At 63.6% G+C, this 25,943-nt stretch carries 28 protein-coding genes; 11 read left to right on the top strand and 17 right to left on the bottom strand.

Annotated features, from left to right (window positions below):
- Window positions 1-51 precede the first annotated feature (51 nt).
- Complete coding sequence (locus NKJ67_RS30105; RefSeq protein WP_352584877.1) at window positions 52-2,274, top strand: AMP-binding protein; 2,223 nt, start codon at window positions 52-54, stop codon at window positions 2,272-2,274.
- Window positions 2,275-2,301: 27 nt separating this feature from the next.
- On the opposite strand, the gene NKJ67_RS30110 is transcribed toward NKJ67_RS30105, so the two are convergent.
- From NKJ67_RS30110 to NKJ67_RS30135, 6 genes are all read right to left on the bottom strand, one after another.
- Window positions 2,302-3,120, bottom strand: coding sequence for a CDP-alcohol phosphatidyltransferase family protein (locus NKJ67_RS30110; protein WP_127268236.1), 819 nt, complete (start codon window positions 3,118-3,120; stop codon window positions 2,302-2,304).
- A 3-nt stretch (window positions 3,121-3,123) separates the two neighbouring features.
- Window positions 3,124-3,822 (bottom strand): phosphatidylserine decarboxylase, encoded by a 699-nt coding sequence (locus NKJ67_RS30115; protein ID WP_127268237.1) that lies wholly within the window; start codon window positions 3,820-3,822, stop codon window positions 3,124-3,126.
- A 286-nt stretch (window positions 3,823-4,108) separates the two neighbouring features.
- A complete protein-coding gene (locus NKJ67_RS30120) occupies window positions 4,109-4,456 on the bottom strand; it encodes an antibiotic biosynthesis monooxygenase family protein (protein WP_256745655.1) in 348 nt (115 codons plus the stop codon).
- Window positions 4,457-4,564: 108 nt separating this feature from the next.
- Window positions 4,565-6,445, bottom strand: a complete 1,881-nt coding sequence (locus NKJ67_RS30125; RefSeq protein WP_352584880.1) for an ABCB family ABC transporter ATP-binding protein/permease — start codon at window positions 6,443-6,445, stop codon at window positions 4,565-4,567.
- A 22-nt stretch (window positions 6,446-6,467) separates the two neighbouring features.
- On the bottom strand, window positions 6,468-6,800 hold the full coding sequence (locus NKJ67_RS30130) for an ArsR/SmtB family transcription factor (protein WP_352584882.1): 333 nt from the start codon (window positions 6,798-6,800) through the stop codon (window positions 6,468-6,470).
- A 231-nt stretch (window positions 6,801-7,031) separates the two neighbouring features.
- Window positions 7,032-8,519 (bottom strand): LysM peptidoglycan-binding domain-containing protein, encoded by a 1,488-nt coding sequence (locus NKJ67_RS30135; RefSeq protein WP_352584884.1) that lies wholly within the window; start codon window positions 8,517-8,519, stop codon window positions 7,032-7,034.
- 143 nt (window positions 8,520-8,662) lie between these two features.
- On the opposite strand from NKJ67_RS30135, the gene NKJ67_RS30140 reads away from it, so the two are divergent.
- Window positions 8,663-9,274 carry an LOG family protein gene (locus NKJ67_RS30140; RefSeq protein WP_352584886.1) on the top strand — a complete coding sequence of 204 codons (612 nt, stop codon included), beginning with the start codon at window positions 8,663-8,665 and terminating at the stop codon, window positions 9,272-9,274.
- 145 nt (window positions 9,275-9,419) lie between these two features.
- Here NKJ67_RS30140 and NKJ67_RS30145 read toward each other — a convergent pair whose 3' ends face one another.
- The gene (locus tag NKJ67_RS30145) at window positions 9,420-10,304 is read right to left on the bottom strand and encodes a LysR substrate-binding domain-containing protein (protein ID WP_352584888.1); all 885 of its coding nucleotides are present in this window, start codon (window positions 10,302-10,304) and stop codon (window positions 9,420-9,422) included.
- Window positions 10,305-10,412: 108 nt separating this feature from the next.
- Here NKJ67_RS30145 and NKJ67_RS30150 point away from each other — a divergent pair, with 108 nt between their 5' ends.
- Entirely contained in the window at window positions 10,413-10,703 is a 291-nt protein-coding gene (locus tag NKJ67_RS30150) for a muconolactone Delta-isomerase family protein (RefSeq protein WP_352584890.1), read from the top strand.
- Window positions 10,704-10,879: 176 nt separating this feature from the next.
- Complete coding sequence (locus NKJ67_RS30155) at window positions 10,880-11,878, top strand: transporter (protein ID WP_352584892.1); 999 nt, start codon at window positions 10,880-10,882, stop codon at window positions 11,876-11,878.
- Window positions 11,879-11,895: 17 nt separating this feature from the next.
- Here NKJ67_RS30155 and NKJ67_RS30160 read toward each other — a convergent pair whose 3' ends face one another.
- The 8 genes from NKJ67_RS30160 to cysS all read right to left on the bottom strand — a co-directional run bounded on the left by NKJ67_RS30160 (window position 11,896) and on the right by cysS (window position 18,967).
- Window positions 11,896-12,582, bottom strand: a complete 687-nt coding sequence (locus tag NKJ67_RS30160; protein ID WP_352584894.1) for a glutathione S-transferase family protein — start codon at window positions 12,580-12,582, stop codon at window positions 11,896-11,898.
- Window positions 12,583-12,591: 9 nt separating this feature from the next.
- A complete protein-coding gene (gene rarD, locus NKJ67_RS30165) occupies window positions 12,592-13,521 on the bottom strand; it encodes an EamA family transporter RarD (RefSeq protein ID WP_352584896.1) in 930 nt (309 codons plus the stop codon).
- Window positions 13,522-13,604: 83 nt separating this feature from the next.
- Window positions 13,605-15,227: a citramalate synthase gene (cimA, locus tag NKJ67_RS30170; RefSeq protein WP_352584898.1), complete on the bottom strand. Its 1,623-nt coding sequence runs from the start codon at window positions 15,225-15,227 to the stop codon at window positions 13,605-13,607.
- Window positions 15,224-16,180 carry a prolyl aminopeptidase gene (gene pip, locus NKJ67_RS30175; RefSeq protein WP_063171779.1) on the bottom strand — a complete coding sequence of 319 codons (957 nt, stop codon included), beginning with the start codon at window positions 16,178-16,180 and terminating at the stop codon, window positions 15,224-15,226. Before pip ends, cimA begins: the two co-directional genes overlap by 4 nt.
- A complete protein-coding gene (locus NKJ67_RS30180; RefSeq protein WP_027038010.1) occupies window positions 16,177-16,653 on the bottom strand; it encodes a GFA family protein in 477 nt (158 codons plus the stop codon). Before NKJ67_RS30180 ends, pip begins: the two co-directional genes overlap by 4 nt.
- Window positions 16,650-17,141, bottom strand: a complete 492-nt coding sequence (locus NKJ67_RS30185) for a GFA family protein (protein WP_352584901.1) — start codon at window positions 17,139-17,141, stop codon at window positions 16,650-16,652. Before NKJ67_RS30185 ends, NKJ67_RS30180 begins: the two co-directional genes overlap by 4 nt.
- 6 nt (window positions 17,142-17,147) lie before the next feature.
- Window positions 17,148-17,534, bottom strand: a complete 387-nt coding sequence (locus NKJ67_RS30190) for a VOC family protein (protein ID WP_027038012.1) — start codon at window positions 17,532-17,534, stop codon at window positions 17,148-17,150.
- Window positions 17,531-18,967 carry a cysteine--tRNA ligase gene (gene cysS, locus NKJ67_RS30195; protein ID WP_352584903.1) on the bottom strand — a complete coding sequence of 479 codons (1,437 nt, stop codon included), beginning with the start codon at window positions 18,965-18,967 and terminating at the stop codon, window positions 17,531-17,533. Before cysS ends, NKJ67_RS30190 begins: the two co-directional genes overlap by 4 nt.
- Window positions 18,968-19,358: 391 nt before the next feature.
- Here cysS and NKJ67_RS30200 point away from each other — a divergent pair, with 391 nt between their 5' ends.
- Window positions 19,359-19,514 carry a hypothetical protein gene (locus tag NKJ67_RS30200; RefSeq protein WP_352584905.1) on the top strand — a complete coding sequence of 52 codons (156 nt, stop codon included), beginning with the start codon at window positions 19,359-19,361 and terminating at the stop codon, window positions 19,512-19,514.
- A 71-nt stretch (window positions 19,515-19,585) separates the two neighbouring features.
- On the opposite strand, the gene NKJ67_RS30205 is transcribed toward NKJ67_RS30200, so the two are convergent.
- Window positions 19,586-20,347 carry an SOS response-associated peptidase gene (locus NKJ67_RS30205; protein WP_352584907.1) on the bottom strand — a complete coding sequence of 254 codons (762 nt, stop codon included), beginning with the start codon at window positions 20,345-20,347 and terminating at the stop codon, window positions 19,586-19,588.
- A gap of 127 nt (window positions 20,348-20,474) precedes the next feature.
- Here NKJ67_RS30205 and NKJ67_RS30210 point away from each other — a divergent pair, with 127 nt between their 5' ends.
- The 4 genes from NKJ67_RS30210 (at window position 20,475) to NKJ67_RS30225 (ending at window position 22,846) form a co-directional block, all read left to right on the top strand.
- Window positions 20,475-20,909 carry an NUDIX hydrolase gene (locus NKJ67_RS30210; protein WP_352584909.1) on the top strand — a complete coding sequence of 145 codons (435 nt, stop codon included), beginning with the start codon at window positions 20,475-20,477 and terminating at the stop codon, window positions 20,907-20,909.
- 82 nt (window positions 20,910-20,991) lie between these two features.
- Complete coding sequence (locus tag NKJ67_RS30215) at window positions 20,992-21,369, top strand: TIGR02301 family protein (protein ID WP_013532565.1); 378 nt, start codon at window positions 20,992-20,994, stop codon at window positions 21,367-21,369.
- A 360-nt stretch (window positions 21,370-21,729) separates the two neighbouring features.
- On the top strand, window positions 21,730-21,987 hold the full coding sequence (locus NKJ67_RS30220) for a hypothetical protein (protein WP_008874920.1): 258 nt from the start codon (window positions 21,730-21,732) through the stop codon (window positions 21,985-21,987).
- A gap of 70 nt (window positions 21,988-22,057) precedes the next feature.
- A complete protein-coding gene (locus NKJ67_RS30225; RefSeq protein WP_352584911.1) occupies window positions 22,058-22,846 on the top strand; it encodes a hypothetical protein in 789 nt (262 codons plus the stop codon).
- A gap of 35 nt (window positions 22,847-22,881) precedes the next feature.
- Here NKJ67_RS30225 and NKJ67_RS30230 read toward each other — a convergent pair whose 3' ends face one another.
- Window positions 22,882-24,213, bottom strand: coding sequence for a dihydroorotase (locus NKJ67_RS30230; RefSeq protein ID WP_189367437.1), 1,332 nt, complete (start codon window positions 24,211-24,213; stop codon window positions 22,882-22,884).
- A gap of 75 nt (window positions 24,214-24,288) precedes the next feature.
- On the opposite strand from NKJ67_RS30230, the gene ygfZ reads away from it, so the two are divergent.
- Window positions 24,289-25,149 (top strand): CAF17-like 4Fe-4S cluster assembly/insertion protein YgfZ, encoded by an 861-nt coding sequence (ygfZ, locus tag NKJ67_RS30235; RefSeq protein WP_352584913.1) that lies wholly within the window; start codon window positions 24,289-24,291, stop codon window positions 25,147-25,149.
- Entirely contained in the window at window positions 25,149-25,784 is a 636-nt protein-coding gene (locus NKJ67_RS30240; RefSeq protein WP_127271677.1) for an HD domain-containing protein, read from the top strand. The genes ygfZ and NKJ67_RS30240 overlap by 1 nt, the downstream gene beginning before the upstream one ends.
- Window positions 25,785-25,943: the final 159 nt, after the last annotated feature.

A 25,943-nucleotide genomic window follows, 5' to 3' on the forward strand; every position in this document is an offset into this window, starting at 1 on the left:
GAAGCGGCCGCAAAAGAGCCGAGATGCTAAGAATGTTGGGAGAGACGCGGCATGGTCCTGACACTGGCGCTGCTTGCGGGTCTTGTTCTGGCCTGGCTGCTGATCGGCGTGGTGGAAAAATTCCGCCTCGGCCTGCGCTTTACCCAGGCGCTGCTCTATGTGCCGTTCAAGCTCGCCTACCGGATCGCCGACAGCCGTATCAGGATCGCCCGCAAGGCGCAGACTCCAGTCATCTACGTCATCTCGCATCAATCGCGCTTCGAACCGGCGCTGATGCTGTCGCTGCTGCCGGAAGACACACTGCACATACTCGACGAGGCCTCGGCGCGCTCGCCGTGGCTTGAACCTTGGCGCGAGCTTGGCCGTACCATCGCTTTCAACGCCGAACATCTCTTCGTCAGCCGCCGGCTGGTGCGGGTGCTGAGGGGCAAGGGCCGGCTCGCCGTCTATCTGCCGGATGCGGTCGAGCCTGACGTCAAGACGTTTCGGTTGTTTCGTGCCGTCACCCGCATCGCCATGCAGGCCGATGCCAAGATCGTGCCGATCTTCGTCGGCGGCGCGCGCGGCCTGCCCGTGTCGCTGACACCCGCGGACAGGGCGCCACGACACTGGTTTCCGCAGCTGTCGATTAGCGTGCTGGAGCCGATGACCATCGCCGAACTGGTGGCGCGGAACCCCGATCAGGCCTCGAACACCAACGCGCTGTTCGACCGTGTCGCCGAGGCGCGGCTCTTCGGCACCAACCTCGATCGTGGCCTGTTCCTGGCCATGCGCGATGCCGCCGACCGCGTCGGCGCTTCGCATACCATCATCGAGGACGTGATCTCCGGGGCGCTGACCTACCGCAAGCTGTTCATCGGCGCCCGCGTCCTGGGCAGGCGCTTTGAGGCGGTGACGGCTCCGGGCGAGGCGGTCGGCGTGATGCTGCCCAATGCCAACGGCGTCGTGCTGTCGCTCACCGGCCTTCTGTCGGCCGGCCGGGTGGCGGCGATGATCAACTATACGGCCGGACCGGCGAGCGTCACCGCGGCCGTGCGCACGGCGGTGATAAGGACCGTGATTTCCTCCCGCGCCTTCGTCGAGAAGGCCGATCTGGCCGATATCGTCGCGGCGGTCGAAAAAGGCGGCGCCAAGCTGCTGTGGCTGGAGGATGTGCGGGAGAGCATTACCGCGCTGGACAAGCTTGCCGCCGCTCTGCTGTGGCGCTGGCCGCTGCAGCGGCAGGATGCGGCCAAGCCGGCCGTGATTCTGTTTACCTCGGGCTCGGAAGGCACGCCGAAGGCGGTCGTGCTGTCGCACAAGAACCTGTACGCCAACGCCATGCAGGCCGAGGCGCGGATCACCATCTCGCCGGCCGACATCCTGCTCAACGTGCTGCCGGTGTTCCACTCCTTCGGCCTGACGGGCGGCACCATCCTGCCGCTGGTCACCGGGGTAAAGCTGTTCCTCTACCCCTCGCCGCTGCACTACAAGATCATCCCCGAGGTGGCGCGCAAGGTGAAGCCGACCATCATGTTCGGCACCGACACGTTCCTCGCCAACTATGCGCGCACCGCCAAGGACGGCGATTTTTCCAGCCTGCGCTTCGTCGTCGCCGGCGCCGAGGCGGTGAAGCCGGAAACCCGCCGCGTCTATCGCGAGCGCTTCCAGGCCGAGATCATCGAAGGTTTCGGGCTGACCGAGGCGGCACCGGTGGTTGCCGTCAACACGGCAATCCATGGCCGCGATGGTACGGTCGGCCGGCTGCTGCCGGCCATGCGCATGAAGCTGGAGCCGGTCGAGGGCATCTCCGACGCCGGCCAATTGTGGCTCGACGGACCGAACCTGATGATGGGCTACATGACGTCGGACCGCCCCGGTGAGTTGCAGCCGCTGACCGGCTGGCACGATACCGGCGACATCGTCGCCGTCGACCGCGAGGGCTTCATCACCATTCGCGGCCGCGCCAAGCGCTTCGCCAAGATCGCCGGCGAGATGGTGTCGCTGGGGGCGGTCGAGATGCTGGTGCAGTCGCTGTGGCCGGAGGAGCGCCACGCGGCTGTGGCGGTGCCCGACAAGAGACGCGGCGAGCGCATCGTGCTGGTCACTACCGCCGACGATGCCAATCCCGACGAGCTGCGCAAATTCGGCAAACAGGCGGGCGCAGCCGAACTGATGGTGCCGAACGACATCGTCAAGGTGGAGGAAATCCCGGTGCTGGGTTCCGGCAAGACCGACTATGTGTCGACGAGGAAATTGGCGATCGACAGGCTGGGGCTCGGCGTCGCGGCCTGAGTCAGATCAAGCACTTCTGCGAATTTTCTAACCTATATCGGAGGGCGGCACTTTCTCGCCCTCGCGCTTGGCGCGCTTCGAATAGGCGCGCACGCTGAATGGCAGGAAGATCAGGTAGCCGGCGACCGAGGCGGTCAGCGTGTACCAGGGATAGGTCATCAGCAGGAGCACGTAGAGTACGACACCGAGGATGATCGGCAACACCCTGTCGCCCGGGATCCTTAGGCTCTTGCCGGAATAGACCGGCAGCCGGCTGACCAGCAGGAAGGCGACCAGGATGGTGAAGCCGGTGGCGACGAAGGCGGCGGGGCGACTGGGCTCCAGCCCTGTGCGCAGGAAATAGAGATAGAGCGGCAGCATCACCAGCACGGCGCCCGCCGGCGCCGGCACGCCGACAAAATATTCGGACTGCCATATGGGGCGATCGCCCTTCTCGTCGTCGAGCACGTTGAAACGGGCGAGCCGCAACCCGCAGGCGATGGCGAACAGCAGTGCCGCGATCCAGCCCGGCGAGCCGGCGCGGTCGAGCAGGAAGGCATAGAGCACCAGAGCCGGGGCAACGCCGAAATTGACGATGTCGGCCAGCGAATCCATCTGAGCGCCGAATTTGGAGGTCGCCTTCAACATCCGCGCCAGGCGGCCGTCGATGCCGTCGAGGAAGGCGGCAAGCAGCACCATCACCACCGCCGGCTCGAAGCGGCCTTCGAAGCCGAAGCGGATGCCGGACAGGCCGGCGCAGATGGCGAGCACGGTGACCAGATTGGGCAGCACCATGCGCATCGGGATTTCGCGGATGCGCGGACCGCCGCTGGCATGGGCCTCGAACTTTTTGTATTGCGTGCCCACCGGTCAGGAAACCCGAACAAGAGGCGTGCCGGCAACACCGCCGAATTCGGCCAGCACGGTTTCGCCGCCAACCGCCGTCTGGCCGACGGCAACGCGCGGCGTGGCGGTCAGGGGCAGGAACACATCGACACGCGAGCCGAAGCGGATCAGGCCAAAACGCTCGCCAGTGCCGATTGAGCCGCCGGCCTCGGCCCAGCAGACGATGCGGCGCGCCACCAGGCCGGCGATCTGGACGGCCGCGACCGTGCCGTTGGGGCTCTCGATGACCAGGCCGTTGCGCTCGTTCTCGGTGCTTGCCTTGTCGAGTTCGGCATTGAGGAATTTGCCCGGCCGGTGCTCGATTTTCGCAATACGGCCGCGCACCGGGGCGCGGTTCACGTGGCAGGAGAAGACGTTCATGAACACCGAGATCCGGGTCATCTCTGCATTGCCGAGGCCGAGTTCGCGCGGCGGCACGGCGGGTCCGACCGCCGAGATGATGCCGTCGGCGGGGCTGACCACCAGGCGGTCATCGACCGGCGTGACGCGCTCGGGATCGCGGAAGAAATAGACGCACCAAGCCGTCAGGATCAGACCGATCCAGAACAGGATCGAGGAGAAATAGCCGAGGAAAAGCGTCGCCGCGCCAAAGGCCGCGATGAAGGGATAGCCTTCGCGATGGATCGGTACGAATGCGTTCTTGACCGTATCGACAAGGCTCATCTGCTAAAAACAGGCTCCGTTTCCAAGTCCGGCCTCAATAGCCGAAAGCCCCCCTCGCCGCAACGCAACAATGGGGAAGGCCATATTGGCCGCAACCGGCAGGGGTCGCGATCCGCTTGCCCGGTCAGTGTCGTTGTCGGCAGAATTCGGGACACCGACGGTTCAAGGCGCGGGAAAAGGTTGCCCGTCCATGATCCCAAATCCCAAGACGTTCTGAAGCCCGCACCGGCCAGGTGTTCAGCGTCGAAGCGCCGGCACCTGGCATCGGTTGGCCGTAACGGCTTTTCTAAAGCCCCGGAACCCGCTGATAGTTGGCGATGTCGGCGCGCACGCCGAGCCGGGCGATCATCTCGTGCGGGTTGAAAGCGATGCGCTCGTGCGCGGCCTTGACGATCGGCACGACGTTGTCGATGGCTGCCTGGCTTTCCCATTCGACGATGGTGACGAGGTTGAATTCGCCCGGCCCGGAGAATTGCTCGAGCAGGAAGTCCTGGACGAAGCCCTGTTGCAGGCGCAGCAATTCATGCGTTGTCCTGACCTTGGCGAGTATCTCCTCGCGGGCGGCGGCAGGCACAACGAATTTGTCCACCCTGAACACGCTGCGGCCGTCAACGCTCTGATTTGTCTTGCTCATTTCGATTTCTCCGTTCCGGGATCATGGTGTTTTTTGGGCTCCAGGAACGGCCTACAATCTCAACTTATGTTGAGGTCAAGCGCAAAAATCAGGTCATGCGCCGAACTTTCAATTCACCTCCGACGTTCGCCGACGAACGACAACGCCAAGCTCGTCGCCCTCGCGGGCGATGCGTAGGCGCTCCTCGGCCTCGGTCGCCTCGCGCTGGCGGTCCCACATCGAGGCGTAGAGGCCATGCTTGCGCATCAGCTCGGCATGGGTGCCGCGCTCGGCGATCTGGCCGTCCTGCAGCACGATGATCTCATCGGCCGTGATTACCGTCGACAGGCGGTGGGCGATGACGATGGTGGTGCGGCCACGGCTGACCAGATCGAGCGCGGCCTGGATCTCCTGCTCGGTGTGACTGTCGAGCGCCGAGGTCGCTTCGTCGAGCATCAGGATCGGCGGCGCCTTCAGGATGGTGCGGGCGATCGCCACGCGCTGCTTTTCGCCGCCCGAAAGCTTCAGCCCGCGTTCGCCGACCATCGACTTGTAGCCGTCAGGCAATCGCTCGATGAACGGACCGATCTGGGCTAGTTCAGCGGCTTTCTGCATGTCCTCCTCGCTGGCTCCGATGCGGCCGTAGCGGATGTTGTAGGCGATGGTGTCGTTGAACAGCACGGTGTCCTGCGGCACCATGCCGATCGCGCCACGCAGGCTCTCCTGCGTCACGTCCCTGATATCCTGGCCGTCGATCAACACCTGGCCGGACTGAACGTCGTAAAAGCGGAACAGAAGCCGCGAGATGGTCGATTTGCCGGCACCCGAAGGCCCGACAATGGCGACGGTCTTGCCGGCCGGCACCTCGAAGCTGATGCCCTTCAGGATCTTGCGGTTCGGGTCATAGGAAAAATGCACGTCGCGGAACTCGACCTTGCCGGCGCTCACGGCGAGCGGCCTGGCATCCGGCTTGTCGACGATCTCCTGCGGCACATCCAGAAGGTCGAACATCTGCTCGATGTCGGTCAGCCCCTGGCGGATTTCGCGGTAGATGAAGCCGATGAAATTGAGCGGCACCGACAGCTGCATCAGCATGGCGTTGATGAAGACGAAGTCACCGACCGTCTGCGTGCCGGCCTGCACTTCAAGCGCCGACATGCACATGACGATGACGGTGCCGAGGCCGAAGATGATGCCCTGGCCGAAATTCAGCCAGCCGAGCGAGGTCCAGATGCGCGTCGCGGCGACCTCGTAGCGTGCCATCGAGCGGTCGAAGCGCTCGGCTTCCATGCTTTCGTTGTTGAAATATTTGACCGTTTCGTAATTGAGCAGCGAGTCGATCGCCTTGGTGTTGGCGTCGGTGTCGCTGTCGTTCATGTCGCGGCGGATCGAGATGCGCCAGTCGCTGGCGCGGACCGTGAACCAGACATAGACCCAGACGGTGACCGCGACGACGACTACGTATTTCCAGCCATAGGTGTAGGCGAAGATGCCGGTGGTGAGCGCGAATTCGAGAATGGTCGGCGCGGTGTTGAGCATGATGAAGCGCACTATCGTCTCGATACCCTTGGTGCCGCGCTCGATGATGCGCGACAGGCCGCCGGTGCGGCGCTCCAAGTGGAAGCGCAGCGATAATTGGTGCATGTGGACGAAGGTGCGGAAGGCGAGCTGGCGCACCGCGTATTGGCCGACACGGGCAAACAGCGCATCCCTTAGCTGATTGAAGCCAAGTTGCACCAGGCGCACGACATTGTAGGCGACGACCAGCATGACCGGCGCCAGTAGGAAACTCGGCAGCGGCGGCACCGATTTGGCGTCGCCGGCCAGCGCGTCGGTCGCCCATTTGAAGAAATAGGGACCGGCGACCAGCGTCAGCTTGGCGACAACCAGTAACAGCATCGCCCAGGTGACCCGGGCTCTCAGATCGGCGCGATCCGCCGGCCACATATAGGGCCACAGATTGAGCAGCGTCTTGAAGGTCGAGGAGTCGGAGACGGTTTTTTCGGCCATTTTTGGCGCTTTCTTCTTATTTTCAGCGGCCGGAGCAGCAGGAATTGACGAGAGCGGCCACCGATGCGGAGACATCGGCGAGCGCGGCATGGTCGATCGCATAGCGCGAGCGCTGGCGATCGGACTCGAAGCGAACCAGCCCGGCTTCGACCAGTATTTTCAGATGTTGTGACACGGTGGACTGCGCCAGATCGAACCGATCGACGACTTCGCGGCAGCAGCAGGAATTGCTTGCGGACAAGTATTTCAGGATTTCGATCCGAGCCGGGTGCGAAAGTGCTGCCAGCCGGGTGGCAACGGCTCGGCTGTCCGGGGTGCAGCCAGGTGCGTTTGTTTCCATAAGGGATTCAGTCATCGTCCATCGGCGATAGACGATGAGCAGGTCTGCGGCAAGCTACCCCGATGGGTAGAGCGACCTAATCTCCCCCCTTGAGGGGGAGATGTCACCAAAGGTGACAGAGGGGGTCGGTGCGTCCTGACGCGACGTTTGTTTGGAGAAAGAGAAGGTCGGCGCTTCACGCGCGACGACCCCTCTGGCCTGCCGGCCATCTCCCCCTCAAGGAGGGAGATTGGCCAATCGCCAACCCTACTGCGTCTTGGCCGGCGCTGTCGTTGCCTGCTCGCCCATCGCCTTGAGGTCGGCGGCTTCGCCTTCCTTCGACTTTTCCGGGACCTTGAACACCTGCCCCGGCCAGATGCGGTCGGGATCGCTGATCTGGTCCTGGTTGGCGAGGTAGATGGTCGAGAAGCGCACGCCATGGCCATAGACGCGCCGCGAGATCCGCCAAAGCGTGTCGTTGCGGCGGATGATGACGGCGCCGTCGGCATGTTCGAGCTTGGGGGCCACGGTCTCGGGCACATCGCTCGGCGGCGTCGCCTCCGCCACAACGGCCGGAGCCTCGGTGGCGGGAGCAGGCGTCGTGGCCGGTGCCGTTTCGGCAGGCGCGGCGGCAACGGCTGGCGCCTCGGCAGCCGGAGGCGCTTCGGCGGCGGGTTCGGCAGGCTTGGGCTCGGCAGGCTTGGGCTCCGAGGGCGCCACGGCGGCGACCGCTTCGCCGGGCTCACGCTCGAACGGTACGGCCGCGCGGGCCACCACTGTCACACCGTCGGCATCGAGACCGTCGACATGGATTGTGTAGCTGCCGACCGGAATGTCGCGCGTCGCCTCGACCAGGAAATGACCGTCCGGCGACGTCTGCGCATCACCGAGCAGGATGTCGTTGGCATAGGCGCGCACCTTGCGGCCGGCATCAGCGAGGCCGGCGACAAAAATCTTGCTGCCGTCGATCTCGACCGCTTCGACAACGATCTTGGGCTCGGTCACGCCCGCAGCGGGCGGCGTCGCCAGCGCTGCAGGAGCCGGTGCTGTATCGACCACGGCTGGCGCTGGGGCGGCTGGCGCCGGAGCAGTTGCAGGCGCTTCGGCGGCCGGAGCAGCCGGCTTTGTCTCGGGTGCGGGAACGGTCAGCAATTCGGCCGGCTTGCCCGGCTCCTCGACCATGGCCAGCACCTGGCCGGCCGCATCCTTGGGAACCGAAACGACGGCGGTCTGCACCGAGGGCGTCACGACATCGCCCGTGGTCGCGCGCAGCGCGATCGTATAATCGCCGGGCTTCAGCGGATCATCGAGAATGATAACGAAGGCGCCATCGGGACCAGCGGCCGTCGAGCCAAGCACCGTCGAGCCGTTGAGGATTTCGACCTTGGCATTGGGCGCCGCATTGCCGGCGACGACAATCGAGCCATTGCTTTCGACGCGCACGACATCGAAGGATGGTGTGATCGGGCCGGCCGCAGCCGGCGCTGCCGGAGCCGCCGCATCCGTTGCCGGTGCGGCTGGTGCCGTTGCCTGGGGCACCGCGGCGGGGGCAGCCGGGACCTCGGCTGGTGGCAGCCGCGCTTCCGTGCCGGGATCGGCCGGTTTCGGCGCCGCGGGCGGCGTCAGCGCCGCCACGTTCGCCGGCGGCGTGGGATTGAGATACGGGTCGAGTGCGCCCGATACATAGGCGGTTCCCGCGGCCGCAACGGTCCCACCCGCTGCGAACAGGAACGCCTTCAGTGGATTAATCGCCATATTTCCCTACCCCTTAGCCACCTAACGCCGGTCTAGCCTGTTTTGCCAATGCCGACAAGAAAAACGGGCCGACAAGAAAAAGCCCGAGCTTGTTGACCCTTGGGACTTGACCGCGCTTTCAGACCCAATCACCAATCATCGCCATGAACACGATTCGATCCGTCTGCGTCTATTGCGGCTCGTCTCCGGGCCGCAATGAAACCTATATCAAGGCCGGACACCTGCTCGGGCGCTCGATTGCCAAAGCGGGACTGCGGCTGGTCTATGGCGGCGGCACCAAAGGCATCATGGGCGCTGTCGCCGAAGGCGCGCTCAAGGCCGGCGGCAAGGTGACGGGCATCATTCCGCGCTTCCTGATCAACAAGGAGGCGACCGAAACCGCGCTTGACCGGCTTGATGAACTCTTGATCACCGACAACATGCACGAGCGCAAACACAAGATGTTCGAGAAATCCGACGCCTTTGTGGCGCTGCCGGGTGGCATCGGCACGGTCGAGGAGATCATTGAGATCATGACCTGGGGGCAGCTCGGCCATCATCGCAAGCCGATCGTCTTCGGCAATGTCGGCGGATTCTGGGATCCGATGCTGGCGCTGCTCGATCACATGGCCGCCGAGGGCTTCATCCACACCGCGCAACGGGTCAAGCCGCTGGTCGTCGACGACCCCGAAGCGATCGTCGCCGCCATCATGGTGGCAGGGTCCTCCGTCGACGCCCCGACCGAGGGCGTGCAATCGGTGATAGACAAGATGTAGGGGAATACGGGAGTAAGGCAGTAGGGGAATATGTGAAGTGCCTGGGAACGGCGCTCCCTATTCTCCTATTCTCCTATTCTCCTATTCTCCTATTCTCCTATTCTCCTATTCTCCTATTCTCCTATTCTCCTATTCTCCTATTCCCCTATTCCCCCGCAGCCTGCCGCAAATCGGCAATCACCGCGCGCCGGTCCTGACGGCGCCAGGCGAGATGGATCGAAACCGTGCGGTCGAACCACGGCAGGTCGCGAAACACGATCCGCGGCGGCGCGGCGGCACGCAGGCTGGCTTGCACCGTCGCCAGGCCGAGACCCGCGCTGACAAGGCCGAGCGAGGTCAGCGGGTCCGCCGTCTCATAGGCGATGTCGGGCAAAAAGCCGGCCTTGGCGCAAGCGGCAAGGAACTGGCCGCGATTGGTGTCGTCCGGCTGGCGCACGACGGTGATCCAGGTGCGACCGTCAAGATGGTGAGGCCCAATCTCTGGCACTTCAACAAGTGGATCATCTTCGGGGATCGCCAGCACCAGCGGCTCATGCCGCAGCGCCATGGCGGCGACATCGGCGTCGTCATCGGGTGGCGGCGAGTAGACAAAGCCCAGATCCAGCGACCGCTGCCGTAGCCCTTCCAACTGCGCCGCCGAACGCAGGCTTCTCAGTTGCAGGTGGAAATCCGGCCGGTCGCGACGGAACTGGCGCAGCATCCCGGCGACAAGCCCGGCATGAACGGCCCCTTCGACATAGCCGATGGCGAGCCGGCCGACGGCACCGCTGGCCAGGTTGCGGCCGAACTCCTCCAAACGTCGCGCATTGGACAGCAGCGCGCGGGCCTCGACGAGGAAGGCGCGGCCCTCGGCGTTGAGGTGGACCCGCTGCTTCGATCTTTCAAAGAGGGAAACACCCAACTGCTCCTCAAGCTGGATGATCTGCCGGCTGAGTGGCGACTGAGAAATATGCAGCATTTCGGCGGCGCGCCCGACATTGCCGGTTTCGGCGACGGTGACGAAATAGCGGAGCTGACGCAGATCGAACATTTTTCTCCAGGCTCCAGTCCCGCCAGGTCTCAACTTTAGCCTAATCAGTCTTGGACAGTCTGACCAGCGGGAGCGATAGTTCGGGCCATCCAACCAAAGGAGATCGCCATGCAGTTCTTTGCCCTTCTCACCCGCAACACCGAAAAATTTGCCGATGCCGATTTCGCGCCACTGCTGCCCAGCGAAGCCGAACAGCGGCGCACGCTCTACGCCGAAGGGGCGATACGCCAGGTGTGGAACCGAGGCGACATCCCGGGCAGCGGCATGATGTTCGAGGCTGCCGACGATGCAGAGGTTCGCGGCCATCTTGCCACCTTGCCGTTGGTCAAGGCCGGCATGATGGACATTGCCGCAATCGTGCCGCTCAAGCCCTACCCCGGCTTCGGCCCGAAGCACTGACTGGGCACAATCCGGGGGTGGCGAAGGCGTCACCACCGGATTGACGTGGGTGGTCGACAGACTGTGATCTTCTGTCAAGAAACCGTCACACGAAACCGGGTTCGCTCGTGCTAGAAATCAAGGCCAGGCAGCCGCCCTGCGGTGCCATCTTCGGAACATGCATCTGGCACCGCCCCATGGATATCACTCTCGCCCCGGAAGGCACCGACCTGTCGCCTTACCTGCCCGACGAGCACGGACTGTTCTTCATCTATCACTTCACCGCTGAGGGCGTGCGAACCAGGGACGCCGCCGCCGCGCACTGGACATGGCGCAGCTACCAGCTTTCCGACATGCGGGCCCGCCATGAGATCGGCGCCGATCAGGCTTTGCCGGCACCGGTGCGCGAAGCTTTCCTGTCCGCCAGCCATGGCTGCCACATCGACCTCGAGGACGACTGGCTCTATGGCAATCTGCCGGACCTGCGCCATGACTATTCGGCGGAAGCGGGCGGGCTTGGCCATTTCCGCTTCGCGCTCAACGACACGATGCTGGTCGGCGCCCGCAAGCAACCGCTGCAGTCGGTCGACAACATCCGCAAGGCGATCGAGAATGGATCGCGCAAGTTCCGCTCGGCGGCCGAGTTGATCGAGGCGGTTGTCGGCCAGTCTTTTGACGGCATGGTGGCTGAACTTGCGGCACTCGGCGACAGCCTCGACGGGATCGAGGATCGCATCGTCTGCGACGCATGGCACAATGAACGGCAATCCCTCGTCGACGCGCGCCGGCATCTGGTGGTGATCCACAGGCAGATGGCGACGCTGACCAATCTGTTTCGCCATCTCGACCACTCGCACCGTAACGACCTGCCCGACAGCATCAACGACATGGCCGCGCGTCTTTCACACAGGGCGCAGACGCTGCACTATGATGGCGAACAATTGCAGGCACGCGCCCGGCTGTTGCAGGACGAGCTTATGGCCAAGCTGACGACGCAGTCGAACCGGCTGCTGTACGTACTGTCGGTGATGACGGCGGTGCTGTTGCCGATGACCATCATCTCGGGCCTGTTCGGCATGAATGTCGGCGGCCTGCCGCTGGTCGACACGCCAATGGGCTTCTGGGTGGTGACGGCGGTAGCGATGGTGATCGCGGGCGCGACCTATCTCTTTGTCAGGCGGCTCGGACAGATGTAACGCCCGCCCGGCGACTTTCACGCCGAGGCGCGAAGATCCTCGATGATGGTGCCGGCAGCGGCGGCTTCCGCTTCGTGGTCGGGCTCGCGCCAGGTCTCGGCCAAGCCAGCCGCATACCATTCGCGCATCGCCGGCAGGGCAAGCAATTGCGCCGGATAAGCCGCAGCCGCACCCTCGAAGGAGAGCCCATAGGACTGGGCGCGGAACGCCACCGGGGCAAAGAAAGCGTCGACGGCGGTGAAATGAGCGCCGGCCAGAAACGGCCCGCCGAAACGGGCAAGGCCATCGTTCCAGAGATCGCCGAGGCGAAAGATGTCCTGCTTCAGCGCGTCGGACATCGGAAACGGCTTTACCCGCACGCCGCAACTCATCGGACAGGCGCCGCGCAGTGCGGTGAAGCTCGAATGCATCTCAGCGGCGGCCGAGCGCGCCCAGGCGCGCGCCTTGGCCTCGACAGGCCACACGCCATGGTGGCGCTCCCCCAGATATTCGGCGATGGCCAGCGAATCCCAGACCGCCCAGCCATCGTCGATCAGACACGGCACCCGGCCGCTCGGCGAGAACGGCCGGTAGAGGCTCCAACTTGACCCGGTCGGGAATGGCGTCAGCCGTTCCTCGAACGGGATGTTCAGCTCTCGCATCAACACCCAAGGCCGCAGCGACCATGAGGAATAATTCTTGTTGGCGATATGCAGCAGGTACATAGGGGATCCTTACCTTGCAGCCGGCACCGCCGGCCGGATCTCGCGGCCACGGAACATCGACCAGGAATACATCGCGAGCGCTGTCCAGATCAGGCCAAAGGCAATCGCCTGGGTGGTGCCGAAAGGCTCGTCGAAGATCAGCACGGCGATCAGAAACACAATGGTCGGCGCGATGTACTGCATGATGCCGATGGTGGACAGCCGCAGCAGCCTCGCGCCGAACGCAAACAGCAGCAGCGGGATCGATGTGACCGGACCGCAGCCGATCAGCAATGCCGTATCGGTGCCACTGCTGGATACGATATGGTCCTGTTCGGTCGCGATTAGATAGACGATGTAGCCAAGTGCCGGCACCGACAGCAGAAGGACTTCGAGCAAAAATCCCTGGCTCGGTCCGATCGGCAACGTCTTGCGGAAGAAGGCGTAGGCGGCGAAGGAAAACGCCAGCGCCAGCGACACCCAGGGCAGCTTGCCGCCCTCGACGGTCAGCACGGTGACGGCGACGGCCGCCAGCACCACCGCCGCGATCTGCAGCCGGTCGAGCCGCTCGCCCAGCAACAGCGCGCCGACGACGACGTTGACCAGTGGATTGATGTAGTAGCCGAGCGCTGTCTCGACAGTGCGGTCGACGGCAATCGCCCAGACATAGATGCCCCAGTTGACCGAAATCAGCGCAGCCGTCAGCGCGGCCATGGCGATGGTGCGAGGCGAACGCAGTGCCGCCTTGAAATCCGCCATGCGGCCGGCCCAGATCAGAACGGCGGCGGCGATCGGCACCGACCAGACGATGCGATGGGCAATGACTTCGGCGAGCGGCAGATGAGCGACCGCCTTCATGTAGAAGGGCAGCAGCCCCCATAGCAGATAGGCGCCAAGCGCCAACAGAAAGCCGCGCCGGGCCTTGGAATCCGCGTCCAGGGTAATTGCTTCAGTGGCCATGGGTCAACGCTATGGCCCAGTCACCTTGGCAAGACCATCACAAAGTTCTGATGGATCAATGGACTTTCGCTGATGGTTCAACCCTATTCGGCGGCCACCAGTCCGGCCATCTCGCGGTTCTTCATCAGCTTGTAGACAATGGAATCCATCAACGCCTGGAACGAGGCGTCGATGATGTTTTCGGAAACGCCGACCGTCCACCAGCGCGCGCCGGTGCCGTCATGCGATTCGATCAGAACGCGGGTGATCGCCTCGGTGCCGCCATTGAGGATACGCACCTTGAAGTCCGCCAGTTCCATGTCGGCGATCTCGCCCTGGAACTTGCCGAGGTCCTTGCGCAGCGCGATGTCGAGTGCGTTGACCGGGCCATGCCCCTCGGCCACCGACATCTTCTCCTCGCCGTCGACCACCACCTTGACGATCGCTTCGGAGACCGTCTTCAGCTGGCCGTTGGCGTCGAAGCGGCGCTCGACCATGCAGCGGAACGAGGTGACGTTGAAGAACTCCGGCAGGCCGTGCAGCATCTTGCGCGCCAGGAGCTCGAAACTGGCATCGGCGCCTTCATAGGCATAGCCCTCGGCCTCGCGCTCCTTGACCACCGATATCAGCGCGTCGAGCCGGTGGTCGTCCTTCGGCACCTCGATGCCGCGTCGCCTCAGCTCGGCGAGGAAATTCGCCTTGCCGCCCTGATCCGAGACCATGACACGGCGGCGGTTGCCGACCGTTTCCGGAGGCACATGCTCATAGGTTGCCGGCTCCTTGGCCAGTGCGGAGGCATGGATGCCGGCCTTGGTGGCGAAGGCCGAAGCGCCGACATAGGGCGCCTGCGCCTCTGGCGCTCGGTTCAGGAGTTCGTCGAAGGCGCGGGACAACCTGGAAATGCCTGTCAGCGCCTCAGCCGAAATACCGGTGTCGAAACGATCGGCGAAGGCCGGTTTCAGCGCCAGCGTCGGCACGATCGAGATCAAATTGGCGTTGCCGCAGCGCTCGCCGATGCCGTTGAGTGTGCCCTGGATCTGGCGCACGCCGGCCTCGACCGCGGCGAGGGAATTTGCCACGGCCTGGCCGGTGTCGTCATGGGCATGGATGCCGAGATGATTGCCTGAAATACCTGATGAAATAACCTTCTCGACGATGGCGCGGACTTCCGAGGGCTGCGTGCCGCCATTGGTGTCGCACAGCACCACCCAGCGCGCGCCGGCATCATAGGCGGTCCTGGCGCAGGCCAGCGCATAATCGGGATTGGCCTTGAAGCCGTCGAAGAAGTGCTCGCAGTCGACCAATGCCTCCTTGCCGGCGGCGATCGCCGCCTCGACGGAGGCCTTGATGGCGTCGAGGTTCTCCTCATTGGTGCAGCCGAGCGCGACACGGACATGGTAGTCCCAGCTCTTGGCGACGAAGCAGATGGCATCCGACTTCGACTGCACGAGTGACGCTAGGCCGGGATCGTTGGACGCCGACACCCCTGCCCGCTTGGTCATGCCGAAGGCGACGAATTTGGCGCGCTCCGTGCGCTTCTCCTGGAAGAAGGCTGTGTCGGTCGGGTTGGCGCCGGGATAGCCGCCCTCGACATAGTCGAGGCCGAAAGCGTCGAGCAGTTTGGCGATGGCGATCTTGTCCTCGACGGAAAAGTCGATGCCCGGCGTCTGCTGGCCATCGCGCAATGTGGTGTCGAAGAGATAGAGGCGCTCGCGGGTCATGGTCATTTGCCTGCAAACTTGTCCGTCGCGCGGATCAGCCGATCGAGGATACCCGGCTCCGAATAAGCATGACCAGCACCCTCGATCAGGTGGAAATCCGCCTTCGGCCAGGCTTTGTGCAGCGCCCAGGCATAGCGCGCCGGGCACGGCATGTCGTAGCGGCCATGGACGATGGTGCCGGGAATGTCGCTCAGTCTGTGCGCGTCGCGCAGCAGCTGCCCTTCCTCAAGCCAGCCGGCATGGACGAAATAGTGGTTCTCGATGCGGGCAAAGGCGACAGCATAGTCGTCCTGCCCAAAAGGTCCGCTGGTCTCCGGCTCGGGCAACAGCGTGATCGTCTCGCCCTCCCACAAACTCCAGGCGCGGGCCGCCTCGATCTGCGCCTTGCGATCCGTGCCGACCAGCCGCTTGCGGTAGGCGGCCATCATGTCGCCGCGCTCGGCCTCCGGGATCGGTGCCAGGAAGCGCTCCCATTTGTCCGGGAACATTTCCGAGACGCCGAACTGGTAGTACCATTCGAGTTCCGCACGCGTCAGCGTGTAGATACCGCGCACCACCAGTTCGCTGACGCGTTCGGGGTGCGTCTCGGCATAGGCGAGCGCAAGCGTCGACCCCCAGGAGCCGCCGAACACCAGCCATTTGTCGAAGCCGGCCATTTCGCGCAGGCGTTCGATGTCGGCGACCAGGTGCCAGGTCGTATTGGCTTCGAGCGAGGCGTTGGGCGTCGATTTTCCGCAGCCGCGCTGGTCGAACAGGATGACATCGTAGAGCTTCGGGTCGAACAGCCGCCGGTGTTTTGGGGAAATGGTGCCGCCCGGCCCGCCATGCAGGAACACCGCCGGCTTGGCGCCCTTGGTGCCGGAACGCTCCCAGTAGACCTGATGGCCGTCGCCGACATCGAGCATGCCGGAATCGAACGCCTCGATCTCCGGATAGAGGGTACGCAATTGACTGCTCATAGTTGTAAACCTTTGGTCGGCCAGTCCGCTGTTTCATGGTCGGGGTGCTGGAAGGAGATGATGGATTCCTGCCTGTTATAGTAGTCGGGATCCTGATGGACGGGCTGATCGAAGATCGTCTCCACCCAGGGCAGCCGCGCGGCGTAGTTGACCTGGATCTGCGGTGCCAGATCCGAACGGTCGTCGAAGGCACCGATGGCGATTTCCAGTCCGCCGGGCTGCCGATATGTCAGCGGCGTGCCGCAGCGGGCGCAGAAACCGCGGTCGATGTTGACCGACGACTGGAAATAGCTCGGCTCTTCATGAGTCCATTCGACGCCGTCCCTGGGCACCGTGACCAGCGCTCCGAAGAACGAGCCGAACTGCTTCTGGCACATGCGGCAATGGCAGATCGAGGGACGGCCGAGCGCTCCATGAATGCGGAAGCGCACGGCGCCGCACTGGCAGCCGCCGGTTCTCACCTGATCGGTCATGATTTTTCCTTTGGCGGCCATTGTTCGGTGTCGTGGTCCGGGTGCTGGTAGGAAACGAGATCGGCCAGATAGGAGGCCGACGCCATGTCGGCCATGGTCTCCTCGCCCGGCAATTGCGGGATCGTATCGACATAGGGAAGTTTTGCCTCGGTGCCCCATTGGATCAACGGCACGATCTCCGCCGGATTGTCGAACGCACCAATGGCCAGACCAACGCCGTCCGGCGCGGTGAAGGTCAGCGGCGTGCCGCAATCGGCGCAAAAACCGCGATCGACATGGTTGGAGGAACGGAAGTATTTCGGATCGCCGCGCGTCCAGTCGAGCCGGGCGCCACGCACCGAAACCAGCGGCGCATAGAACGAGCCGAACGCCTTCTGGCACATGCGGCAATGGCAGACCGAAGCGTCGCCGAGCGCGCCTTCAACGCGAAAGCGCACCGCGCCGCACTGGCAGCCGCCGGTGTAGATCGGCCGGTTGTCGAGGCTCATCACTGATCACTCCGGCGCATGGCAGACGGCCTCGACATTGTTGCCGTCGGGATCGAAGACGAAGGCGGCGTAGTAGTCCGGATGATAGTGCGGGCGCAGACCCGGCCCGCCATTGTCCTTGCCACCGGCGGCAAGCGCCGCGGCATGGAAGGCTTCGACCTCGGCGCGGCTGCGCGCGGTGAAGGCGACGTGCTGGTGATCCCTGGGCTTGTCCTTGCCGGTGCTCAGCCAGAACACCGGCCGGTCACGGCCATAGCCGCCGACCTTGGCACCGCCGGTATATTCCAGCGGCACCATATAGAGCAGCGTGGCCCCAAGCGGCGCCATCGCCTTGTCATAGAAAGCCTTCGAAGCATCGAAATCGGCAACGGTGATGCCAAGATGGTCGATCATCTTTTTACCTCCCAGGTGGTGACGCGTTCGCCGGTGATCGGATCCTTGCCGTCCTTCAACTGTACACCTTGCGCCAGCAGTTCGTCGCGGATGCGGTCGGCCTCGGCCCAGTTCTTGGCGGCGATGAATGCGAGACGCTTGGCGATGGCCTTGGCGACGTGGTCTTCATCAACCCTTGCCGACGTGACATCGAAGCCGAGGAACAGCAGCGACGCCTTCAGGGACGCAGCGGCATCATTGCCGTCCGCCGCCTCGCCGGCCAACTGGGTCAGGACCTGGAAGGCGGCATAGGTGGCAAGATCGTCCGACAAGGCGTCGATGATCTCCATGGGCACCTGTCCCGCCGCTGTCGGCGCGAGGTCGGCCGCCCGCTTCCATTTGCGCAGCGTGTTCTCGGCCTCTTCCAGCTTGCGCACGGAAAAGTCGATCGGTTCGCGATAGTGCGTCATCAGCATTGCCAGCCGCAGCACCTCGCCCGGCCATTTGCGGCCGCCAAACGTCTCGGTCTCGAGCAGTTCGTTGATCGAATAGAAATTGCCGACGCTTTTCGACATTTTCTGACCTTCGACCTGCAGGAAGCCGTTGTGCATCCAGATGTTGGCCATCACGTCCGTGCCATGGGCGCAGCGCGACTGGGCGATCTCGTTCTCATGGTGCGGGAAGATCAGGTCGAGGCCGCCGCCATGGATGTCGAACACCTCGCCGAGATAGGCGGCCGACATTGCCGAGCATTCGATGTGCCAGCCCGGCCGACCCCTGCCCCATGGCGAGTTCCAGCCAGGCTCCTCCGGCGACGACAACTTCCACAGGACAAAATCGCCGGGATTTTTCTTGTGCGCGTCGACGGCGACGCGGGCGCCCGCTTGCTGCTCGTCGAGATTGCGCTTCGACAGCTGGCCGTAGTCCGGCATCGACGCCGTATCGAACAGCACTTCACTCGCCGCAACATAGGCATGACCGCGTTCGATCAGACTTTGAATCAAGGTGATCATGTCGACCTTGCCGTCGGCGCGGGGCTCGACGAATTCGGTGGCGCGCGGCTCGACCGTCGGCTCCAGGCAACCCAGAACCGCGACATCCCTGTGGAACTGGTCGGCGGTCTTTTCGGTGACCCGCCGGATCGCCTCGTTGAGCGAGAGCGTTCCGGAAGCGATCTCGGCGCCGAAATCGCGCAAGGCGCGGGCGTTAATCTTGTCATCGACATCTGTGATGTTGCGCACATACGTGACGTGCGCCGCGTCATAGACTTGGCGCAACAAACGGAACAGCACGTCGAACACGATCACCGGCCGGGCGTTGCCGATATGGGCGAAGTCGTAGACCGTCGGGCCGCAGACATACATGCGCACGTTCAGCGGATCGATCGGGACGAAATTCTCTTTCGTCCGCGTCAGCGTGTTGTAGAGGCGCAGGCCCTGCGGTGCGTCGGACATTCGTGCCTTCCCGGTTCAGAACTCAATTTGAATGGAGCCAGCCCTGCGCGAGACGCAAATCAGACTCCAGCCTGCTGGCCGGGGCGTTTGTCCAATCTGGGGAAGATGAGGCGAAAACGTCCGGACCAGCGCGAGGCTAGCCAATAATGCAAATGCCACAAATGGCGAAAGACGTTTTCATGGGCGGCTTTATCGCCTTGGCTTGTGTTGCCGTCAAGTCGCAAGTTTCGGCAAAAACGTCGCTGGATCACAGGTAGTGACCCAGTGAAACATTTTATTAAACATGTCGGCACAGTCATGAAACATTCGTCGGCTAGATCAGCAGGCGTCACGATTTGGTCAGAATCGGCCATCAAACGCAGACACGAAAATGTTACCTGGGAAGAGAGACATGCCCCGAAGCAAGCAGGAATCCAACCGCGCCAAGCAACCCGCGCTGGCCAACCACTATCGCGCCATCGGCCCGGCCGCGATTGTCGCCGCCCTCCTCCACACCGCGAAGAAGAAGAAGCCGGTACAGAAGATCGTGTCGCCCCGCGCCGCCTGAAGTGGTGTGTGGCCCTGCGCCAAGGGCGCCTGGCAAATGGCGCAGACATGCGCCGCTGAAGAACAGTTCAGCTAGAACAGCGTCATCTGACTGTCGTCCGCGCCGGGCTTCTGGCGCTTGACCTTCTCGGGCTCCGGCCCGATCTCGCCCCGCTCCTGAATTTCCGGCCCGGTGTTGGCGACCTTGTTGACGAGGTCGGAGACGGGAATGGCCTCGAAGAAATCGAGCTGAGCCGGCCGCAACAGATCGGCGACCTCGCGTGGCTCGAGCGTGCGGCAATCCAGCCAACGGGCGAAATCCCTGGGATCGATCACCACAGGCATGCGGTCGTGGATATGCGCGATGTCGGCATTGGCGTTGATGGTCAGGATGGCGCCGGTGTCCATTTCCGAACCACCCGGCTCGGCATAGGTCTCGATCAGTCCGGCGAAGGCGACCAGCCCGCCATTCCTTGGGCGTATCCAGTAAGGCTGACCTTTCTTGCCGCCGGTTTGCCGCCATTCATAAAAGCCGGACGCTGGCACCAAAGCGCGGCGATGGCGCATGGCGGCCTTGAACGACGCCTTTTCGGCAGCCCCTTCGGAGCGCGCGTTGAACAGCAGCGGAAACTCGCGTGTATCCTTCACCCAGGTCGGGATCAGCCCCCAGCGCACCAGCATTGGCTGCCGGTCCGGCAGATTGGAGCCCGGCGCCCGCGGGGCGCCCGCGACCGCCATCAGGATCGGCTGGGTTGGTGCGATGTTGTAGCGCGCCGGGAAATCCTCCAGTTCCGCCAAGCCTAGCAAGGCGGTGGTCTGGTCCGGCGTCGCGGTCAAGGCAAAACGTCCGCACATTGTCGATTGGCGCCCTTCGAATGATTCAGCTTGAAAGTGGCGATGCAACCGGCGTTGCGCAACCGCTAAAGCTTGCCCATGCTGGGCGGTCCACAACAGACCTGCCTACACGCCGGATCGGGAACCCATGAACGAAGCGCGCAAGACACTTCCGGCAGTCTCGGTCGCCGTCGTGCGGGCAGACACCGTGCTTCTGGTCAAGCGAGCCCGGCAACCCTCGCAAGGGCTCTATGCCTTTCCGGGCGGCAAGGTCGAACCCGGCGAGACGCTGGAGGCAGCGGCAGAGCGCGAACTTCAGGAAGAAACCGGTTTGCGCGCCACAAATTATCGCCCGCTGCGGGAAATCCACATCGACGGCCGGGATGACAGCCACCCGGTCGATTATCTTCTCACGGTCTTCGGCGCCGCCTATGCCGGCGGCGAGGCCGTAGCCAGCGACGATGCAGAGACGGCGGCCTTCTATACGCTCAGCGAGATGGCGGCATTGCCGCTCGCCGGCTCGGTGTTCGCCGTGGCCGAGGACTTGTTGGACCCGGACGGAGACGACGGGCCGAAGCCCTGAAACCGCCTTGCAGGCGACAAATTGTTTCGCCACAAAGACTTATCCTGTTTGGCGGAGCCACGCCGTTGGGTAGAGAAGGCTTATGAACCGTCCGTCTATGCTCCTCGCCGTGTGTCTTGCGGTCGGCGCGACCGTTTCGATACGGCCCGCGCTCAGCGCCGAATCGCCGTTCGAGCCTGGGTTGATGCGGCTGGCGGAGGTTCTGGGCTCGCTGCATTTCCTGCGCAATCTGTGCGGCGAGAAGGGCGACCAGTGGCGTGTCGAGATGACAAAACTGCTCGATTCGGAAAATCCGGACGCCGAGCGGCGCGCCCGCTTCATTGCCAGCTTCAATCGCGGCTACCGCTCCTTCGGCGGCACCTATACGCGGTGCACGCCCTCGGCGACCGAAGCCATCAGCCGTTACATGAAGGAAGGCGAGACGCTGTCGCGCGACATCGCCTCGCGTTACGGCAACTAGGCATTTGGCCGCTCATCAACAGCTATCCGGACCACTGCCGACGACGACTGAGATATCCGGCTTGCGCCCGGCGATATCTTGGTGCAATCCTCATGTTGCACTTCTGCAACAGTATTAACGAAACCTTACCGCGCGAAAGCGGAATTAACTCAAACTGAAGGTTTTCGCCCCGCAGGCCGCCCCAATCGGCTAAGTTTGACTCGAGCTGAACGCAGCTTCACACAAGGCAATCGGGCTTTGTAAAAGACGATCAAAAAAATGTCGTATTTACAAATACTTAATTGTCCCTGCGTGTGAAACGAACAGATCAGGCCTGATCCACATCGACGGATCGCTGCTTGAAAGGGTGGACATTCGCTTATGGAACATGGTGTCAACGACATCGACGCGCTGGTCAGGGAAGAAAAACGCCTGACCGCCGTGGAAAGCCACAGCGAGGCCTGGGCGGAAGGTCTCTCCGCCGGGATAGAGCCCGAGATCATTGCCGAAGCAGCACTCGAAACAGCCTTCGGCGAGATGTTGCGCGCCAATGGCGAGACCTCGGCCCTTGCCCTGCTCGACCGTATGCGTGAAAAGGTGATTGCTGGCGCCTTCGAACCTGAACGGCTGCGGCACTGAACCGACCTCCGGTTCTTTGACGACGCAACGCCGCTCGGGCGTCATGCCCGGAAGCAGGGAGAAACGGGCAGTGAATTTTTCGATGTCAGGCAAGCCGCGTGGCTTTGTCCTCTGCATCTGCTTCGCCGCTTGCTGTGCCGCGATTCCCCTGGTTGTGTGTCTCGCGAGCAGCCCCGCCTATGCGCTGAGCGAGATCAAGCGCGAAGAGCTCCCCCCAACAGTCACGCCGCCGGCCGACGACGACATGTCGCCCTCCGGAAGCGCCGTGCCGATGCCCAATCCGGTCGGAACACCGCCGCCGGCCAGCCAGCCGACTGCTCCTGCCGAAGCCGAGCCGGACAGTCCGGCGGATGGCGGCGTGACCAGACCGCGTGTCGATCCGGAAACGCCGGTGCCCGAGGTCGTCTACGATCTCGGCAAGCTGCCGGAACCGGTGCGGCGCATGCACGATCTGATCGTCGAAGCCTGCAAGGACGGCGATATCGAAAAGCTGCGGCCGTTGATCGGCACGGGCGAGAGCATGACACAGATATCGCTGACCGACATAGACGGCGACGCCATCGCCTTCCTCAAGGGCCTCTCCGGCGACCCAGACGGTCAGGAGATTCTGGCCATCCTGGAGGAGGTGCTTAATGCCGGCTACGTCCACCTCGATGCCGGCACGCCACAAGAACTCTATGTGTGGCCGTATTTCTTCGCCCTGCCGCTGGACAAGCTGGACGCCAAGCAGCGGGTCGAGCTGTTCAAGATCGTCACCGCTGGCGATTTCAACGACATGAAGCAGTTCGGCGCTTATATTTTCTACCGTGTCGGCATCACGCCTGCCGGACAGTGGTCGTTCTTCGTCGCCGGGGATTGAGCTTTCTGCCTCTGCCCTTGCAGAGATCCGGGAGCCTAGACGGGCAATGCCTCGGAAAACTCCACCGCTTTGCCCTGGCCTGGCGTGACGATTTCCCCCTCCCACATGACACGTCGGCCTCGAATGACGGTGCCGACCGGCCAACCCGTCACTTCCCTGCCATCATAAGGCGTCCAGCCGGATTTCGAGCCGGCCTGCGCATTGGTGATTATCTCGCGCCGCATCATGTCGACGATGGTGAAGTCGGCGTCATAGCCGGCGGCGATGCGGCCTTTCCTGGCCATGCCGAAGATCCGCTGCGGGCCATGACTGGACAGGTCGACGAAGCGCTGCAAGGTTAGCCGGCCGGCATTGACGTGGTCGAGCATGATCGGCACCAGCGTCTGCACGCCGGTCATTCCCGACGGTGAGGCCGGATACGGCTTGGCCTTCTCGGCCAGCGTGTGCGGCGCGTGGTCGGAGCCGAGCACGTCGACGATGCCTTGCGCAATGCCGTGCCAGACGCCGTCGCGATGGCGGGCGGCGCGCACCGGCGGGTTCATCTGGATCAGCGTGCCGAGCCGCGCATAGTCGTCGGCGCTGAGCGTCAAATGATGCGGCGTCGCCTCGCAGGTCGCGACATCCTTGTGCTGTTCGAGGAGCAAAATCTCCTCGGCGGTCGAGATGTGCAGGACATGAATGCGGGCGCGCGCTTGCCGAGCGATGCGCACAAGCCGTTCGGTGCAGCGCAAGGCGGCGATCTCGTCACGCCAGACAGGGTGCGATGCCGGGTCGCCCTCGATGCGCTCGCCAAGACGCTCGCGCAGCCGGAATTCGTCTTCCGAATGAAAGGCGGCACGGCGGCGCGTGTTTCTCAGGATCGAGGCGACACCTTCGTCGTCCTCGACCAGCAGGTCGCCGGTGGACGAGCCCATGAAAACCTTGATCCCGGCCGCGCCCGGCAACCGCTCAAGCTCGCCGACATCCCCAGCGTTTTCGCGGGTACCGCCGACCCAGAAGGCAAAATCGCAATGCATGCGATCCGTGCCGCGCCGAACCTTGTCGGCAAGCGCTGCCTCGCTGGTGGTCAAAGGATTGGTGTTGGGCATCTCGAACACGGCGGTGACGCCGCCAAGCACGGCCGCGCGCGAACCCGTTTCCAAATCTTCCTTGTGCTCCAATCCCGGCTCACGAAAGTGCACCTGGCTGTCAATGACGCCCGGCAGGATATGCAGGCCGCGGCAGTCGATCGTCTCGCCCGCCGAGGCCTGGCGGAGATCGCCGATGGCGGCGATGCGCCCGCCCTTCACGCCGATGTCGCGAGCCCCTTCGCCGTCGTGGTTGACCACGGTGCCGCCTGTCAGGATGAGGTCGTAGATCATGGCCATGCTCTCTTGCGGGGGGAGTGCCAGCGGCTTACGTAAAGGCCGACCGTTTTGCAAGATCAGGTTGCTTTTCCGCCCATGCCCTTTGCCCAGCTCAAAGACCGCGCCCTCGTTTCCGTATCAGGTCCGGATGCCGAGCATTTTTTGCAGAACATCCTGACCACCGATCTCGACATCCTGGCTCCCGGCGAAGCCAAGCCCGGTGCGCTGCTGACGCCGCAAGGCAAGATCCTGTTCGATTTCCTGATCTCCCGCACCGGCGAGAATGCATTTTGGCTCGAATGCCGCGCCGACATATCGGACGATTTCATACGCCGGCTGACGCTCTACAAACTGCGCGCCAGGGTCGAGATTGCCAAATCCGATCAGGCATTTGTCACCGTTGCATGGGGACATGAATCAACACCCTCGCAATCCGATTCAACGGCGGCCGCCGACACGCGCTTTCCGAAGGGTGCCGTCACGCGTTCCTATGGCGAAACAGATGAGCGCAGCGATCTTGCCGCGTGGCAAGCCTTCCGCATTGCCGGCGGCATTGCCGAAAGCGGCAGCGACTACCAACTCGGAGACGCCTTTCCCCACGACGTGCTGCTGGACGAAACCGGTGGCGTCGGCTTCAAGAAGGGCTGCTATGTCGGCCAGGAGGTCGTCTCGCGCATGCAGCATCGCGGCACCGCCAGGCGACGCGTTCTGATCGTGTCAGCCGACCGGCCCCTGCCCGCGCCCGGCTCCGAACTGACCGTCGAAGGCAGGCCGGTTGGCACGCTCGGCTCGACCGCCGGCACGATCGGTCTGGCGATTGCGCGCATCGACCGGATCAAGGCGGCGCTCGACGCCGACCTGCCGATCATGGCGGCGAACATTCCGGTTACACTAGCCATTCCCCGCTGGGCAAAATTCGCCTTCCCGCAGGAAGCCGTCAGCGCGGAGGAGGCCTGATGGCGGCCGACCGCGTCGGCGCGCCGGCACGCGCCTGGCAGCGCATGCTGTCAGGCCGCCGGCTCGACCTGCTCGACCCCTCGCCGCTCGACATCGAAATTTCAGACATTGCGCACGGGCTCGCCCGCGTTGCCCGCTGGAACGGCCAGACCAGCGGCGAGCATGCTTTTTCGGTTGCCCAGCACTCGCTGCTGGTCGAAGCGCTGTTCCGCGACCTGGTACCCGAGGCTTCGGCCGACGCCCGGCTGGCGGCTCTTCTGCACGACGCCCCCGAATATGTCATCGGCGACATGATCTCACCGTTCAAATCGGTGATGGGCGGCAGCTACAAGGATTGTGAGTTGCGGCTGCAGCGCGCCATCCATCTGCGCTTCTCGCTGCCGCAGGAGCCAAGTGCTGCGCTGCGCAAGGAGATCAAGCGCGCCGACCAGATCGCCGCCTATTTCGAGGCAACGCTGCTCGCCGGCTTTTCGACCGCCGAGGCGACCGAGTTCTTCGGCCGTCCGCGCGGCTTCAATGCCGACCGCTTCGATTTCACGCCACGCTCGGTGACCTGGGCGCAAAATGCGTTCCTGAAGCGGTTTTCCGCGATCGAGACATCGCGGCACCAGGTTTCGGCAACCGCAATCGGCTAAAGCGCGTCGCGCTGAAACGGATTCATGCGCCGCGCTTTAGGTCTTGTTTTTATGCATGTCGTTTCCCCCAAAACTGGAGTGCGCCCCTGGGGGTGGACAGATCGTCCTGAGGAATTGACCATGGCTGTCGGGTTTTCGGAGAGAGAACCATGGCAAGAC

The sequence above is a fragment of the Mesorhizobium sp. M0088 genome (assembly GCF_040322895.1).
In the GTDB taxonomy this organism is placed as follows: Bacteria; Pseudomonadota; Alphaproteobacteria; order Rhizobiales; family Rhizobiaceae; genus Mesorhizobium.

Bases quoted from the DNA above. Each gene is read 5' to 3' on its own strand.
- NKJ67_RS30180 (WP_027038010.1), bottom strand. From the start codon at position 16,653: ATGACCGATCAGGTGAGAACCGGCGGCTGCCAGTGCGGCGCCGTGCGC.
- NKJ67_RS30160 (WP_352584894.1), bottom strand. From the start codon at position 12,582: ATGTACCTGCTGCATATCGCCAACAAGAATTATTCCTCATGGTCGCTG.
- NKJ67_RS30220 (WP_008874920.1), top strand. From the start codon at position 21,730: ATGGAACATGGTGTCAACGACATCGACGCGCTGGTCAGGGAAGAAAAA.
- NKJ67_RS30130 (WP_352584882.1), bottom strand. From the start codon at position 6,800: ATGACTGAATCCCTTATGGAAACAAACGCACCTGGCTGCACCCCGGAC.
- NKJ67_RS30115 (WP_127268237.1), bottom strand. From the start codon at position 3,822: ATGAGCCTTGTCGATACGGTCAAGAACGCATTCGTACCGATCCATCGC.
- NKJ67_RS30140 (WP_352584886.1), top strand. From the start codon at position 8,663: ATGAACACGATTCGATCCGTCTGCGTCTATTGCGGCTCGTCTCCGGGC.
- NKJ67_RS30135 (WP_352584884.1), bottom strand. From the start codon at position 8,519: ATGGCGATTAATCCACTGAAGGCGTTCCTGTTCGCAGCGGGTGGGACC.
- NKJ67_RS30190 (WP_027038012.1), bottom strand. From the start codon at position 17,534: ATGATCGACCATCTTGGCATCACCGTTGCCGATTTCGATGCTTCGAAG.
- cimA (WP_352584898.1), bottom strand. From the start codon at position 15,227: ATGACCATGACCCGCGAGCGCCTCTATCTCTTCGACACCACATTGCGC.
- pip (WP_063171779.1), bottom strand. From the start codon at position 16,180: ATGAGCAGTCAATTGCGTACCCTCTATCCGGAGATCGAGGCGTTCGAT.
- NKJ67_RS30205 (WP_352584907.1), bottom strand. From the start codon at position 20,347: ATGTGCGGACGTTTTGCCTTGACCGCGACGCCGGACCAGACCACCGCC.
- rarD (WP_352584896.1), bottom strand. From the start codon at position 13,521: ATGGCCACTGAAGCAATTACCCTGGACGCGGATTCCAAGGCCCGGCGC.
- NKJ67_RS30185 (WP_352584901.1), bottom strand. From the start codon at position 17,141: ATGAGCCTCGACAACCGGCCGATCTACACCGGCGGCTGCCAGTGCGGC.
- ygfZ (WP_352584913.1), top strand. From the start codon at position 24,289: ATGCCCTTTGCCCAGCTCAAAGACCGCGCCCTCGTTTCCGTATCAGGT.
- NKJ67_RS30230 (WP_189367437.1), bottom strand. From the start codon at position 24,213: ATGGCCATGATCTACGACCTCATCCTGACAGGCGGCACCGTGGTCAAC.
- NKJ67_RS30155 (WP_352584892.1), top strand. From the start codon at position 10,880: ATGGATATCACTCTCGCCCCGGAAGGCACCGACCTGTCGCCTTACCTG.
- NKJ67_RS30150 (WP_352584890.1), top strand. From the start codon at position 10,413: ATGCAGTTCTTTGCCCTTCTCACCCGCAACACCGAAAAATTTGCCGAT.
- NKJ67_RS30200 (WP_352584905.1), top strand. From the start codon at position 19,359: ATGCCCCGAAGCAAGCAGGAATCCAACCGCGCCAAGCAACCCGCGCTG.
- NKJ67_RS30215 (WP_013532565.1), top strand. From the start codon at position 20,992: ATGAACCGTCCGTCTATGCTCCTCGCCGTGTGTCTTGCGGTCGGCGCG.
- NKJ67_RS30120 (WP_256745655.1), bottom strand. From the start codon at position 4,456: ATGAGCAAGACAAATCAGAGCGTTGACGGCCGCAGCGTGTTCAGGGTG.
- NKJ67_RS30125 (WP_352584880.1), bottom strand. From the start codon at position 6,445: ATGGCCGAAAAAACCGTCTCCGACTCCTCGACCTTCAAGACGCTGCTC.
- cysS (WP_352584903.1), bottom strand. From the start codon at position 18,967: ATGTCCGACGCACCGCAGGGCCTGCGCCTCTACAACACGCTGACGCGG.
- NKJ67_RS30145 (WP_352584888.1), bottom strand. From the start codon at position 10,304: ATGTTCGATCTGCGTCAGCTCCGCTATTTCGTCACCGTCGCCGAAACC.
- NKJ67_RS30210 (WP_352584909.1), top strand. From the start codon at position 20,475: ATGAACGAAGCGCGCAAGACACTTCCGGCAGTCTCGGTCGCCGTCGTG.
- NKJ67_RS30240 (WP_127271677.1), top strand. From the start codon at position 25,149: ATGGCGGCCGACCGCGTCGGCGCGCCGGCACGCGCCTGGCAGCGCATG.
- NKJ67_RS30105 (WP_352584877.1), top strand. From the start codon at position 52: ATGGTCCTGACACTGGCGCTGCTTGCGGGTCTTGTTCTGGCCTGGCTG.